This window comes from Streptomyces sp. NPDC056061, assembly GCF_042266885.1.
Taxonomy (GTDB): domain Bacteria; phylum Actinomycetota; class Actinomycetes; order Streptomycetales; family Streptomycetaceae; genus Streptomyces.
Map to the genome: position 1 here is coordinate 1 of NZ_JBHJWQ010000052.1, position 14151 is coordinate 14151.

Annotated in this window: 10 protein-coding genes and 1 pseudogene; all 11 read right to left on the bottom strand. The window is 65.7% G+C overall.

The features are described 5' to 3' along the window. Positions 1–327 precede the first annotated feature (327 nt). Positions 328–543: a hypothetical protein gene (locus ACFC79_RS36490; protein WP_376249339.1), complete on the bottom strand. Its 216-nt coding sequence runs from the start codon at positions 541–543 to the stop codon at positions 328–330. Positions 544–595: 52 nt separating this feature from the next. After that, positions 596–2482: an SNF2-related protein gene (locus ACFC79_RS36495; protein ID WP_376249341.1), complete on the bottom strand. Its 1887-nt coding sequence runs from the start codon at positions 2480–2482 to the stop codon at positions 596–598. A gap of 54 nt (positions 2483–2536) precedes the next feature. Continuing rightward, positions 2537–2758 carry a hypothetical protein gene (locus tag ACFC79_RS36500; RefSeq protein ID WP_376249343.1) on the bottom strand — a complete coding sequence of 74 codons (222 nt, stop codon included), beginning with the start codon at positions 2756–2758 and terminating at the stop codon, positions 2537–2539. A 576-nt stretch (positions 2759–3334) separates the two neighbouring features. Next, a complete protein-coding gene (locus tag ACFC79_RS36505; RefSeq protein ID WP_376249344.1) occupies positions 3335–3796 on the bottom strand; it encodes a hypothetical protein in 462 nt (153 codons plus the stop codon). A 388-nt stretch (positions 3797–4184) separates the two neighbouring features. Next, positions 4185–4346: a hypothetical protein gene (locus ACFC79_RS36510; RefSeq protein WP_376249345.1), complete on the bottom strand. Its 162-nt coding sequence runs from the start codon at positions 4344–4346 to the stop codon at positions 4185–4187. Positions 4347–4517: 171 nt separating this feature from the next. Continuing rightward, complete coding sequence (locus tag ACFC79_RS36515; protein ID WP_376249346.1) at positions 4518–7706, bottom strand: hypothetical protein; 3189 nt, start codon at positions 7704–7706, stop codon at positions 4518–4520. Between the two features lie 122 nt (positions 7707–7828). Next, a complete protein-coding gene (locus ACFC79_RS36520) occupies positions 7829–9601 on the bottom strand; it encodes a phage/plasmid primase, P4 family (protein ID WP_376249348.1) in 1773 nt (590 codons plus the stop codon). Between the two features lie 1468 nt (positions 9602–11069). Beyond that, entirely contained in the window at positions 11070–11309 is a 240-nt protein-coding gene (locus ACFC79_RS36525; RefSeq protein WP_376249349.1) for a hypothetical protein, read from the bottom strand. A 66-nt stretch (positions 11310–11375) separates the two neighbouring features. After that, positions 11376–12203 (bottom strand): lysostaphin resistance A-like protein, encoded by an 828-nt coding sequence (locus tag ACFC79_RS36530; protein WP_376249351.1) that lies wholly within the window; start codon positions 12201–12203, stop codon positions 11376–11378. Between the two features lie 15 nt (positions 12204–12218). Then, the gene (locus tag ACFC79_RS36535; RefSeq protein ID WP_376249353.1) at positions 12219–13439 is read right to left on the bottom strand and encodes a hypothetical protein; all 1221 of its coding nucleotides are present in this window, start codon (positions 13437–13439) and stop codon (positions 12219–12221) included. Positions 13440–13537: 98 nt separating this feature from the next. Beyond that, positions 13538–14065 (bottom strand): annotated as a pseudogene (locus ACFC79_RS36540) (DHH family phosphoesterase); the annotation flags it as partial. Positions 14066–14151: the final 86 nt, after the last annotated feature.

The window sequence follows — 14151 nt, forward strand, 5'->3', positions numbered from 1 at the left end:
TCTTCGGCTACCTGACCCCAGCCGAGACCAGGCAGCGGCACCAACACGCCCTCGCGGCATAACGAACACGTGTCCAACATCACGGGGAAACTTCAGAATAGCCGTTTGCCTCCGCTGCGACGAGATCGTCCCACGAGTCGTACTTTGCCTCGGTCTGATCGCTGCGCGCCGTCATCGCAGCTCCCCGGCAGTAAAGGTCAGCGCCGGCAGGACTGCGACGCCAGCGCTGGTGAGCTCCTCCATGAGGTTCTCCTGGATTCGTGCGTGGTACTCGAGATGGACCCCGGGACGGCTCCCTCGGACTGCGCCGTGCACCGCCCCGGAATCTCAGCGCTCTGCCCACTGGGCGAACGTTCGGCCGTTGAACTTCACGTGGTCGGCGGTCTGAGCGGCCAGACGCAGCGCCCCATCGCGGGAGAGCCGGAGGCGGCGCAGGAAGTCCTCGTCGCACGACGAAGGTTGTGGCTCGAAGTCCCAGGTGTCATCAGCTGAGAGGCAATGGCCCGGGTACATGACGGCCCAGCGGAAGTGCGTCATGGTCATGCGCACTTCCCGGGCGTCGGATTGTCGGGCCGTCGCCGATGGCATGGGGCATTCAGACACGCTCGGAGATCCAGAGGTCGTTGAGATCGTCCTGAATCTCCTTCTGCAGGGCATCGAGCAGCAGGAAGTCTCCGGATACGGCTTTGAGGAGGTTGTCCTGGGTCTGCTGCTTTTCAGCGAGCACGCCGGGCATGCGCTCGTCCTGGGTGCCCTTGGTGATGAGCCGGTAGATGATCACCGGCTGCTGCTGGCCGGGGCGGTGAAGACGGCCGTTGGTCTGCATGTAGTGCTCAAGCGAGAACGGCAGGGTGTACCAGATCATCGCCGCACCGCCGTGCTGCAGATTCAGGCCGTGGCCGGCCGCGGCCGGGTGCAGCAGCATCACGGGAATCTGCTTGGCGTTCCACCGGCGGACCATGTCGCGCGAGCCGTCGAGAGCTTGCGCGTCGATGCCCGCCTTGGTGAACCGTGCGAGCAGCTGCTCCTTGTCCGACTTGAAGTGGTAGGCGATCAGCACCGGCTCGCCACCGTTGTTGCGTACCAGGTACTCGGCCATTTCGAGCTTCTTGTCGTGGATGACCTCGTACTGGCCCTTGGTCGACGGGTCGTCGGGATCGGCCGTGTAGAGCGTGCCCGACGCGAACTGCGCAAGCTTGCTGGTGAGTACCGCCTGAGTGTCGGCGACGATCGATTCGACGCTCTGTGTGAGCTGGCCGTCCTCGTCGAGGTAGGTCTTCACTATGTCGAGAATGAGGTCGCGCTTGAACTCCTTGTATGCCTGCATGAGGTCCGGAGGGAGCGTGACGTTCACGTTCTGAATGGTCAGCGGGGGCAGGACCAGCGTCGTGTTCTGCACGCTCATCGCCAGGTGTGCGATGGCCTGGTGGATCTCCTGCTCGGCGTTGGGCGTGGGGATCCACTTCGCCGGCGTCGTGGTGCCGGGCACCATCTTCGGGATGAACCACCGACTGCGGAATTCGGTGATGTCCTTGCCCAGCGCTTCGCCCTGGTCGAGCAGGTAGATCTGGCTCCACAGGTCGTGCAGTCCGTTGGGGGCGGGTGTGCCGGTCAGTTCGATGAGCCGGGTGATCGCCGGGCGAACGGCCTTGAGGGCCTTGAAGCGCTCTGACGAATGCGACTTGAAGCCCTGGGACTCGTCGATGATCACCGTCTGGAATGGCCAGATGATGGTGTCCCGGTACTTGCCGTCCGGACCGGCGACCGGCTGGACGGGCATCTGGTCGACCAGGCCGAAACGGCACTGGGCGCAGCCCGAGCCCTCGCAGGCGCGGCACTCGTGGTGCTCGCGGGTCACAAGGGATGCCTTGGTCAGCTCCTGGATCCAGGAGACGACCCTGGACTTTGCCGGTGCGTGCCTGCCGGTGGCGGTCGCGGCGGCACGGCAGGCCTGGACGAGTTCGTCCTGGGTGACGGGCCCGGAGGTGACGAGCGTGCTCAGCACGCCGCGGGCCTCCGGGGAGACTTCGGTGAGGACGGGGGCTGTCGTTGCCCCGGGCACCGGCTCGATAAGCCGGATTCTCTGAGAGGGCTGGGTGAGCAGTTCCTGGTTGACGAAGTACATCGTCGGCGGGTCGGAGAAGACCTGCTGGAAGTGCTCCAGGCGTTTCTGCTTGGAGAGCTTCTTGTCGCTCTCGTTGACGATGAGGGACTTCGTACGGATCGGGAAGTCCCACTTCTCGATCTCGTCGATCCAGGTGGAGCGTGCGATTGCGATCGGGGCGATGACGAGTATGTGCCCGAGCGGGCGCACCGTCTGCAGCACCGCAAGGGTGCTGAGCGTCTTCATGCCACCCACGGGGACCCATGCGCCGGCGAAGGGACGGTCGACGAGGAAGTCGTGGATTTGCTGCTGGTGCGGCAGCAGCGTCACGGGGCCGGGGTGACCTGCGGTGTGCGGGGAGGCAGGGGTCGTGGTCATGGCGGACCTCCTCTTCGTCTCGGAGTCTGGGGTGCGGTGGTTTCGGCTGCGGGGTCAGGCGCTGGCTGCTTCCCGGGCGCGGGGCAGCCGGGTCTCGGCCTCGTCGGCGCGCCGCTTCTCCTCCGCGGGCACTTTTTGGAGCTCGGTGACTCTGCGTTCAAGCTGGGTGATGCGGGGGTCTTCATGGCGGAGAGTGATGCGCACATGCCGTAGGACCTCTTCCGGATCCTCGATACTGACGGTCGGCGCCTCGACGGATTCTCTTGATGCCGACATGCCAATTCCTGATTCCTGCGCATGCCATGCCGCGTCGGCCGCGCCTGCCGAAGACTGGGGCCGGCGCTCGGGCCCTTGGCCGTTCTCCACCGGGGTTGCCCCCGCCGGCGCTTGCGCCGGGCCCTGTACGGCCTGGACCGACGGCGGACCGGCTTCGTCGAAATCAGCGCCGGGCAGCTGGTCCGCGGGCAGCCCTCCGGCGAGATCGCCGAACCACCGTGAGAACGCCGCACGACGCTCGCCGCAGGCCTGGGCCGCGAGCCATTCGCTGCGGCGGGCACGCCGTCCGGCCGGACGCCGACGGCCCCGTGATGCAGCGGCGCCCGGCCGTCAGTCGGCACATGCCGTCACGGGCGTTCTGCGCGGACATGTTGGACGCGGCCATGTCGCGCGGGCTGCATGCCGTACTGCCGGTGTTGTTGCGCGAGGTGCAGTGACCCCGGGAGGAGATGCAGCCGATCGCCACCGCGTCGATGATGCGGTCTCTGGCTTTCTGACCGAAGGTCACCAGGTTGCTGCGGGTCATACGCGGGAACGACCCGGACCGACACCCGTTGACCTGGCTCACGCGGTTCTCTATCGCGGCTGGCTCTGGTCGGTGTCACCGGCGGCGGTGTGCTCCTGGCGGCTCGCCCCGGAGTCCGTGGTCTCGCACTGCTGTTGTCCGGTGACGGTCGTGGTGGCTGCGGCCGCGTCGGCGACAGTCATGGTGCTTCCCTCTGCTGTTGCCGGCCCGCGACGTCCGCCGCCGGCCAGGCGGTTGGTCAATGCGTCGACGCTGGACTCGTCGTCGACGACGTAGACCACGGCCCCGAAGCGGCGCAGCTTGGCGTGCACCGCGCGTTGCCGGGGTTCGAGGATTCCGCCGGGGCGTTTGACCTCGACGAAGACGGTCCCCGAGTGTGAGACGACGATGCGGTCAGGCACTCCCCCGCGCGCTGGGGAGGTGAACTTCATGCACAGCAAACCGAGCTCGCGGCACCGCGTCAGCAGGTAGCGCTCGACGCGCTTCTCGCGCTCGGAGGTGTAGAGACTCACTGGTCTTCCCTTCGCTCCCATTTGGCGTGGGCGACGTGGAACTACGGGGCCCACGCGTCCCGCCCGGCCGAGCTCGCCGAGGTATTTGTCGCCCTCGGCCGAGGACAATCCTGTCGGATCGGTGTGCCCGGACATCGAGTTCAGCTCTCCTCGGCAGCGGCCTCGTGGCTGCGGCTGGGCATACCGCCGTCCTCGAAGCAGAGTGGCATCGTGTCCGAGTCGTAGGACGAAGACGGAGGCGACAGCGATCCACCGCTTCGCGGTGTTGCGGAAGCTGCAAACATTCTTGTTCTTCGTCGGCGGCCATGAGGCCAGCGCAGTCGGGCTCCCTGAGACGGGTACGGATGCCGGTGTCGGAGGATCTGGGGGTCCGGCTCCATGACGACCCTCATGGGTAGGCACCGATGAGCTGGTCGTGCGTGAGGAGGCCCTGCTCTCGGATGATGTCGAGGATGGCGGGCCACACGCGGGACGAGCCGAGGGATGCCTTCACAGTGGCGCAGAGGGTGCCGGGGTTGCCAGCGGGGGCGGACTGTACGGACGGGCACATGATCACCTCTCGGTTCTCACACAGAAACGAAACGAATTCGACTCTATGTTTCATTACGCCCCTTATTGAATGATCTGTCAGGGGTATTTGAATGCGATTCGGGGTGCCGAAGGGTGCCACGTACATGTCGCGTGTGCGGCACCCTCCGGCCGGTAGTGGTGCAGGCGCTTCTCAGACGGGGGTGTTGCGCCAGTTTTTGGTGAACGTCTCGTCAAGCATCTGGCTGTAGACATCGAGTTCGAGCGACGCAAGGAGCTTCTCGGCCCGATCTGCAGGCAGTGTCTGCAGATCGCCGTTGACGATGGTCATCGACCAGGCCGGGTCGATGCCGTTGATCCGACGGATCACGACGTCCTGGTCGTCGGGAAGCACGGTGAGCCCGTCGGAGGAGCTGGCCTCGGCACGGGACCTGGCCCAGCCGTGGTGGCGCAGGATCTCCAGGGCGATCGGGTCGCGCCGCACCCCTGCTGTTCCGCTCTCGCGGCGCTTGGCCTGACTGGTCGGGTTCACCTTCCACGCACCTGCGTTGTGCAGGCTCACGGCACCGGCGGTGCCGTCGTAGACGATGAAGACCCGGTTGACCATCTGCAGGGCCCGGGGGTTGCTGAGCACCGCATCGACATCCTCGTCATCGTCACCGCACTCTCCTACGGGGTCGGAGGCAAAGGGGTAGGTGATTGAGCTCCTCGATGCCGCGATGATGTTCTGGAACAGGAGCAGCGTGCGGACGGGGCTGTCCGGGTCCACCGCTTCCTGGATCATCTTCCGGCCCAGAACGGGATCGAACGGCTCTGCCAGAGCTGCTTCTCCCCTGCCGGCCACCGTCTGCAGGTAGCGCGCCAGGGCGAAGTCGATCACGGCCGGGTGGGCCAGCGACTTCGTCGGGGTCGGACCGGCGTAGCAGGCCAGCGTCCCACCGGAGGCGGTAATGATGGGGCTGTCGGCGACGGTCCGTCCTTTCCCGGGTGACTTCAGCTCGAGCCGGTTGTTGGAGTCCTTGCTGATGAGGAACATCAGCTCCGGCTCGATCTCGATGCCGATCTCGGCTTCCTGTTCGGCGAGCACGCGGTTGTTGGTGGCCTCGTCGAAGCCGTTCTCGCCTCCGACGACGGAGTAGAGACCGTCGGTGTTCGTCGAGATGATCCGTGCACCGGCCAGCGTCTGTGCCTGCCCGATCCGCCAGCTGAACAGCTGGCCGAGGATGCGCATCGAGATGATGCGGTTGTTCATCCGGATCGGAGTCTTGTGTCCGGCGTCACCGGCCCCCGAGGCCGAGTTGAGGATCAGTTTGGTGCCGTTGCGCAGCGTGTTCAGCCGCGTCTTTTCCTCCTCGGAGATGCCCGGCTGCTTCATCTCGAAGCCGTAGCGCTCCTTGTCGAAGAAGATCTTCGCGTATCGGTCTTCGCCCAGCTCGGGGTTGTAGAACGCTCTCAGGTTGCGCAGCAGGTTCGGGTAGTAGCTGATGAAGTCCTCGTGGATGACGAGGCCAGCGCTGGTGCGCGCGAATTTCGGGTGCAGCTTGGTGGATCCGTCCTCCTTCCCGGTGAACAGGGCCGGGGCCCTCTTGGAGGGTGCGTCGCGGTACGCGGCCTTGGTCGCAGTGGTGTTGGCCAGCACGACCTTGCCCTCGAGAACGGTGCCGTCGGGCAGGCGCACGTGCAGCGCCTCGGTCTCGGGCCGCTGGGCCGCCAGCAGGTCCGCAGGGTCGGGCACCTGAGCCTGGGCGCGGGCGAGCTGCTCGGCCTGGTCCGGGGCGTCCTTCTTCGGCTTGCGGTACTTGGCCCTCGCCGGGTCGGAGCCCAGCAGGACCAGCCGCTTGTCGACGGCCGTGCCGTCGGGCAGTACGAGCATCGCGTGCTGGCGCTTGGCCTCGGCCAGGAAGTCCTTCGCGTCAGGGAAGGCCAGTTTCGCTCGGGTGAGCATCATGTCCTGCCCGACATGCTCGATCCGCTCGGTGGTGAAGGCGGACATGTCCGCCTCAGCACCGTGGATGCCTCCGGTGGAGAACGTCGCGAAGCATGAGGACGGCGATGCGTCCGCGCGGAAGTACGGTATGTTGTTCGGCGTCTTCGGCACGTCGCGCAGCGACTTCGCGGGGATGCCGAACCTTTCGCGGTACTCCTCGGAGTCGTTGAAGTTCTGACCCTCGATCGAGCGGTAGTAGTTGACGACCTGCATGAACTGCGCGTGCGCGGCTCGCTGCGGCGGCGTCGTACCGGGGTGCTTCACCGGGTCGGGCGCGACGTTCTCTTCGAAGAACCTCAGGCATTCGTCGAGCACGTTGACCGGTTCGGCCCCGCGCTCTCGCGCGACCTCGGGATCCGGGTACATGAATGACACCGTCTCGATGTCGTCCAGCGCCGTGTACGGCGCGAGAATGCGGCCCACGAACTTCGCCGACGACGAGTCGGTCACCAGCCGGTCGCGGCGCACCGTTCCGTTCTTGGCGTAGACCGTCTCGGAGTACTGCGCGAGCAGACCTGCCTTGAGGTCGAAGTTGGTCGCGTAGGCCGGGTGCCGGAAAAGCTGTGAGAGCCCGAGGCAGTCTGAGACGTTGTAGGCCAGCAGCTCGTACAGGTCCTCCGCGGTCGTGATGGTGGTGTTGTGGCTGAGCTTCTCGGATTCCTTGATCTGGCGGCCGAGCATCCCGAGCAAGCGCTTGAGACTCACCTTGAACTGGTGCTCATTGAGCCTCGCGACATCCAGATGGCGGCCGGACTGCAGCATGGCGCGCCGGATCTTGGCCGCCGGGCCGTCCCAGCCGAGGTAGCCGGGCATGTACTCAATGTGCTCCTGGTTGAACAGCCGGTCGTTGTGCTCGCGCATGGCGTGCGCCGTGGTCGGCTGGAACAGCCGGCTGCTCGGGTTCGGGAACGCCTCGTTGAGGTACAGCGCCAGCATGGTGGTGTCGTAGTTCATCGAGTTGTAGCCGGCGAGGAACGGATGCACCGCCGGGTCGTATCCGGGATCCGTGTCGCAGACCGGGCGCAGTTCGGCCGGGTATCCCGAGACGCCGGTGAGGTCGTTGACCTGGTCGGCGTTGGAAAGGCCGACCAGGTAGGCGAGCCGGAAGTTGCTGTCCTCGTGCCGCAGGTCAAGGAACCGCACTTGGGTCCGGGGGAAGGCGGCCAGGCCTGGATTGCTGGAGAAGATGGTGCGGCCCATCAGCTGGTGGTCGATGCCGTCGGCCAGGTTGGATCCGTCGCCGGCGTCGTCGACGAGATAGAACACCTCGAGCCAGCCCGACCCATCGGGGTACGGCGTGTAGGCGCAGAGGGTGAAGGTGTTCGCCAGCGACTCGATGTCGTAGAAGGTGAACAGGGCGGTCTCGGCGGTGACGGGTATGCGCTGCGTGATCATGACGGGGTCTCTTTCGGTCGTGCCAGCCATCACGGCCGGTTTCGGATCCCCGGAGGAAGCCGCCCGGTTCCGGCGGGGGCCCGTACGGGGTGTCGGTGGCGCGCCAGTAAGCCGGGCGTGGCTCAGTCCTGGTCTTCGGCGTCGGGATCACCGGCCGTCTGGGCAGTCGTTCCGGTGTGCCGCAGCAGTCCGCGGTAGTTGGCCTGCAGGGCTGGCTGTGACTTCTTCAGCGGATCCGAGCCGCTGTAGTGCGGGTTCATCCACTTCTTGAGGTCGTACTCGGCGATGAGTGGTTCAGGGGCATTCATCAGGTGGTTGTGCCGGATCTTGCGGTTTTTGTCCGGGCAGTGCCACAGCGGGTCCGCGCGGACGATGGCCACCAGGTCGGTGATGAACTGCTTGTTGCTGACCGGGCTTCCCGACGGCGAGACGTCGGCGAACCAGGATTTGTAGAGGTCGTAGCCGAAGGTGAAGGGCACGAGGCCCCAGACCAGCCGCTCGCGGAATTCCTCCCAGAAGGCGCGTACGGGATCATTGACCTCCTTGTACTCGGCCAGGACCTCCTTGGTGGCCACCGGCTCGGAGAGCTGGTAGTAGTTGCCCGGATCGGCGGCACCAGCGCGGTTGAGCACGTACCACAGGGCGTATTCCAGGACCTCGCGGCGCTGTAGGTAGTCGTCCTTGATGTATTTGCGCTCCATGCCGGTGAACGACTTGGTGAACGGCACGAACAGCTGCCTGCGGTAGAACGACTCGGACTTGTCCTTCACACGCGGGAACTCGTTCAGGCACTGCACCATCAGTCCCCAGAACTGGTAGGCGATCGGCATCCGGTGCTTGCGGTTGATCTGGATGACGTCGTTGGTGACGATCGCTTTCAGGTTGGCCGCCTTGTCGATGAAGGTGCCCACGTCGTTCTCGTCGACGATGATCGCGTTGGCGCGCACCAGCGGTTCGAGCGCGAAGTCCTTGCCGAAGTCGCTCAGCGGGATCGACGTGTGCGAGCGGGGCCCGCACAGGTTGCGCATCAACGCGCAGAGCGTGCCTTTGCCGTTGTTGCCCTGCTCGGAGTAGAACCAGGCGGTCTTGCCCCACCGGACGCGCGGCCGGATGATCGCGCCGATGATCTCCCAGAGCAGTTCGGGGATGCCCCCGTCGTCGGAGAGTTCCTGCATCCAGGTCTCAATGTCCCAGGTCGTGCCGTCGGCCGGATGAACGATCACCGGGTTGTCCGGGGCCTCGACGTAGTCGATGTGGCATTTGGCCAGGAACACCAGCTCCGGGTCGAAGGCGTGCAGTGACTTGGGCTCGAAGCAGAAGTCCTTGCCGCCCTCGTGGACGTCCCGGGCCTGGCGGCTGTAGTGGAACACGCCGTTGTTCACGGCGATGAGGTCTCGGTGGGCACACTGGTGCCGGCGCGGGCTGTCCTCGCGCAGGACGGCGAGGACCTCGGCGAACTCTTTGAGGGTCAGCTGCGTGTTGTACATCCGCGCCGTGGTGCGGATGTCATCCTCACTGGTCGTGTACGTACCGCGGCTTGGACCTGTGGCCTGGTACATCGCCAGCAGGTCATATTCGCGGTCGGTGTCCTTGGCGTTGGGTGCGATGCGGATGACGTGGTGCAGGCGCAGCAGGATCTGCGCAACCTGCCAGTAGCTCAGGGTCCGGAAGATCGAGAGCTTCTCCGCGGCGACCTTCGTCTTGGAGTTCTCGGCCTTGATGACGCCGTTGACGATCGCCAGCAGCTCTTTCTCCAGGACCCTGGGGACCGGTACATGGTCCGGGCCGACCAGGTCGAGGTAGGCAGCCGTGGTCAGGGTGACGATTTCGTTCTGCGGAGCGATGTCGCCGCTGTTGGGGAAGTGGCCCATGACGCTGTTGAAGACGTCGGCCAAGGAGGCAGCCCGGGCCGTTCCACGGGCTGCCCCGGACCCGTCGGCGGATGCTGGCGTAGGGGGGTCGGAAGTCGTCATGGTGTGTCTTTCTCGATCGCATCGAGCACCTGCCGGCAGTAGGTGGGAAGCCGATTGGTCTCGTAATCGATTAGGAACGTGACCTCAACCCTAGGGCATTCGAATGATCTATTGCAACGAGTTGAGCTCCTATTACATAGATGAAGGATAGGAGGTCTCGCATGGCGATCGATAGGGACCAGGTGAGGTCACGTACAGGGTGGTGCACCCTCCCGCAGGGCCGGAGCACCTCTGCGGAAGTGGGCGGCGAGAGCGCATGGCGAGGCGCGAGAAACAAGGGCCCCAGGGAGTGGACGACCCACGGAGTGGCTGATTTCTCGCACTCGGCCGCGCACCCGCGGGCGGCGTCAGCCGCCCGCCCTCTTCTGGCCGGATCCGGAAGAGTTCCTCCAACCGACCGCCCGGGGCCGGATCGCGCGAACCCGCCCTCGCTCTGCAGATATCCCCCGAGGGTATCAAGAGCTGTACCACGAGACGTGGTACAGACATTTCCCCAGGCCAGGGCTGGAATTTCAGGCTCCCGGAGGATGCGTGTACCACGTGGAGAATTTCATGTGGTACACGAATTCGCCCAGGTCAGACAGGGGTCCTATACCCCCTGTACCACTTGTACCATCAAAAAAATACTGGATACACGCGCAGGGGATAGGAGAGCAGAAGGAAGCCGCGAGCCGAGCAGGCCGGATCAGGCTCCCTCACGCGCATGCATACGGCCGGAAATTCGTGGTACACGCGGTACGGCGCCGATAGCCGCTGGCCCATCAGGCAAAATGCTGTACCACGTAGCTGAACGGAAGTGGTACACATCTCCCCATCAGGGGCGCCGGAAGCCGACGCCTGCCCAGGTCAGAGGGGAGATCCAGGCTGTACCACGAGACGTGGTACAGCCTCACGGTCATCCGCCCCGCACCTCCTTGGGCGACCTGAGTGCTGCGGATATTTCAACTCCGCCGGAGACCCGGCCACACCACAGCCACCCAGAAGCCCCGCTCGCACCCTGGGCGACCCCGTGAAGTCCTGTGTACGGAGAGGGTACCCAGGGCCGTTTCACGGCGACGTGAGGCCGCACTGGGCCATGGCGAGCCCTTCGGGCCCATTCTCGACAGGGCGCCGAATCATCATTCACAGGGCCTCTCTGGCGAATCCATGGGGTATTTAACTCGCCTATCGTCACGCATTGCATAGGATGATTCGCGGCTGCTACCGTTGGTCCTGGTGTTAAGTGGCGGTCATCACCAGATGTTGCTGCGCAGGAACGTGAAGACAGAGAGACCGGAGAGCATCCCCGTGGGAAGGGATGCTCTCCGGTCTCTCTGCATTGCATCATGCGATGAGCGCAAGACTCCCGTAGTGCGCGGGCGGGCCACCTGAAGGCAACCATGATCCCGTCTCACCGGTATCCCGCATAGGGGGACTCGGGACTGCGGCTACGAGCCCAGTCGGGCGCCTCGACGGCGTAGAGCATCTCGTAGGTGATCGAGATGTTGCAGTTGCAGGGGATGACTCCCTCGGTCCCGCCCATCGCGATCTTGCGGTAGCCGGTGACGACCTCAGCGCGCTCGAAGAAGCGCGCGAGCAGTGCGTTCACACGCTGGCGCGCATGATCGGCCGTGCGACCGCTGGTCGTCACGGTGTGGGCTGCCCTCGGTCGAAGGTGAGGGAATCGTCCTTCCGCGCACGCTGAGCCCTCCCTTGTTCACATGGACCGCGGCACGTCCACTTCGCTCTCTTCCCCCTGCCCGTCGGCCCCGGGACCGTCCACACAGACGGGCGATGATGTGCCGGTGATCTTCCGGCAGAGCGTCAGCGCACAGCCCGCGAAGGCCATGTTGAGCAGCAGTCCCGATACCGGGTTGGCCAGTCCCGACAGTGCCGGTGCGGGGATGACGGTCGCTGCGAGGTTGAAGCCGAGGTGCAGGAGCACACAAGGCCAGAGCCGACGGGTGCGTTCAAAGACCAGGGCCAGCAGCACCGCAAGCGGCAGCGCCGAGGCGAACTGGACGATGTTGCCGTGCACGAGGCCGAACACCGCGGTGGTGACGAGCACCGACACGGTGGTACCCAGCCGTTTGCGGAGCAGGGGGTAGAGCAGTCCCCGGAAGAGCATCTCCTCTGCGACCGGCGCTACGGCCAGGGCGAGCAGCAGCGTGAGAACCGCCCCGGCGTCCTGCCGGTATTGGATGGACGCGTCGAAGCCGGCCGAGCCGCCCATGGTGTAGAGCCACAGGGCCAGCGACTGCCCGGCGAGGAAGGCCAGGACAGCACAGCCCGCGACGGTCCGGCCGAAGCGCGGGGTCCCGGACGCCGGCCGCGGGCCCGGTGCGTACGCGAGCCAGCGCGGCCGCAGCAGCCGCAGGGCGCCGACGATCACGATCAGCGCCCCGTCGACAAGGACAGTGCTGAGAATCGGCTCTTGGATGACGGAGACCACCCCGACGCCGAGGTAGGCGACGGTGACACCGAGCGGCACAAGGACACACCAGCCGGCGTCGAGCAGGCGGCGTGTGATCCGTAAAGAGGTCACGGCCCTCTCCTCTGGTCAGGCAGATCCCGCGATCTGCTCCGAGATGACGGCCTGGACCCTGGTGTCATCGCGGAAGGTATTCAGCTGCAGCTTCGCGGTGAAGCGCAGCGTGCCGATCTCAGTGCGGCTGGCCTGCGCCACGAGGCGGTTCAGTTCGTCGTACTGGTCTTCGGCGGCGTTCCACCACAGGCAGGACAGGCCCGACCTGGTGACCAGGCGCAGGTGCTGTTTCTCCGAGCCGATGCGGTCGACACGCAGCCCGAGGGGCTCGATGGCGATCTGGACGACAGGTTCAGCGAAGCCATGCCCGAAGGGCTTGAGCGACTCGATCCGGCGCACGAGCTCGAAGAGCGGCTGCAAGTCGTCGAGCCCGGCGTCGCAGTCGGCGTCGGGGCCGAGCACGAGGTCGCCCTGGACCACGTCCTGGCCGACGCCGAGCATTGTCACGCGGGTGGCGTCGGAGAGCACGGTGACGAGCGAGTCGAGCAGTTCGGCGCGCTCGATCCTGACGCCGCAGGCCTGCTGGTGACCGATCGCCATGAGACCGTCGCGCGGTTCGAGGCTGGTGATGATGTCGAGCCAGTCCGGTGCGCGGCCGGAGCCGCTGACGTAGTCGCCGGGTCCGCTCGGGCGGTTGACGACGACGACGGCGTGGCCGTTGAGCTCCATCATCCGGTTGGCCAGCAGGCCGTACATTCCGGCGTACGCGTCCGAGAAATACACCCAAGGAGCGAGCGGCTGGTCTCCGTCGATGAGCTCCTGCATGTGCTGGGCCACCAGCTCCTTGCGGCGTTCGTTGCCCCGGATGACCGCATGGACATTCTGGAGCATCGTGTCGGCGCCGGAGGCGGTGAACATCGCAAAGCAGGGCTCAAGTTCGGCCCCGATCCGGCGCGGGCTGTTCATCGCCGGGGCGAGGTAGAACCCGTAGAACCCCTCGTCGATGCTGTCGATGTCGCGGATCTTGCCCGTCTGGGCGAAGGCCTTGAGCAGGAGTGCGAAGCCCTCGAACGCTCGTAGGAAGACCGGGTGGTGGGGCTCGACGCGCAGCAGTTGCAGGAGCGTCGATTTCTCGACGTCGATACCGTCGGGGTCGGGTCTGCCCCAGGGGGTCGGGAGCGTCCGGGGGGCGGGGACGTACAGAAGCCGGGCGATCGAGAGCGAGTCGCGCACCAACTTCCGGTTCTCGTACAGCACGGGCATGACGTCGGAGACGGTGCCCAGGCCCGCGAACAAGCGCAGCAGGCGGATCTCCAGAGCTTCTCGGGCCGGTACACACGGGCGTAGGCCTCGATCACCTGGTAGAGCACATGAGCACCGCAGATCCCGGTATGGGCGTAGGTCTCGTCGATCCTGCAGGGGTCGACGGTGACATCGGCGGTGGATCGGGGCTCGAGCTCCTCGTGGTGGTCGGTGACCAGCGTCATCCAGCCCCTCGCGCGGGCCGCAGCGATGCCGCGGTGCGAGTTCACTCCCCCGTCGCAGGTGAGCAGGGCACGGGTGTCTGGCCACTTCTGGTGGATCTCGGCGACGTCCTCGGGTGTGAGCTCGTGGCCCCGCCGGTAGTCGGGCAGGTGCAGCTCGACGTCGAAGCCGAGCTCACTCAGCCCGGCGTAGCCGAGCACGCCGGAGGAGATGCCGTCCATGTCGAAGTCGGGGGCGATGGTGATCTTCTTCCCGGCGGCGCGGACGTCCTCCAGAGCGCCAACCATCTTCTCCAGGTCCAGAAGCTCGTCATGCTCGGCCGACTCGATCGCCCGGAGGTACTCGTCTGTCCAGCCGCGGCGCTGGCACATCAAGGCGAAGAGGTCGATGTCGCCGTCGGCGAGCCGATGGTCGTCGACGGTCTGGAGCACGGTCATGGCGGGCCTCTCGGTGGTGTCGGTGGTCGCGGTTCAGCAAGGGGCGAGAAGGGCACCTGCCGGTAGTGTGATTTTAGCATTAATAC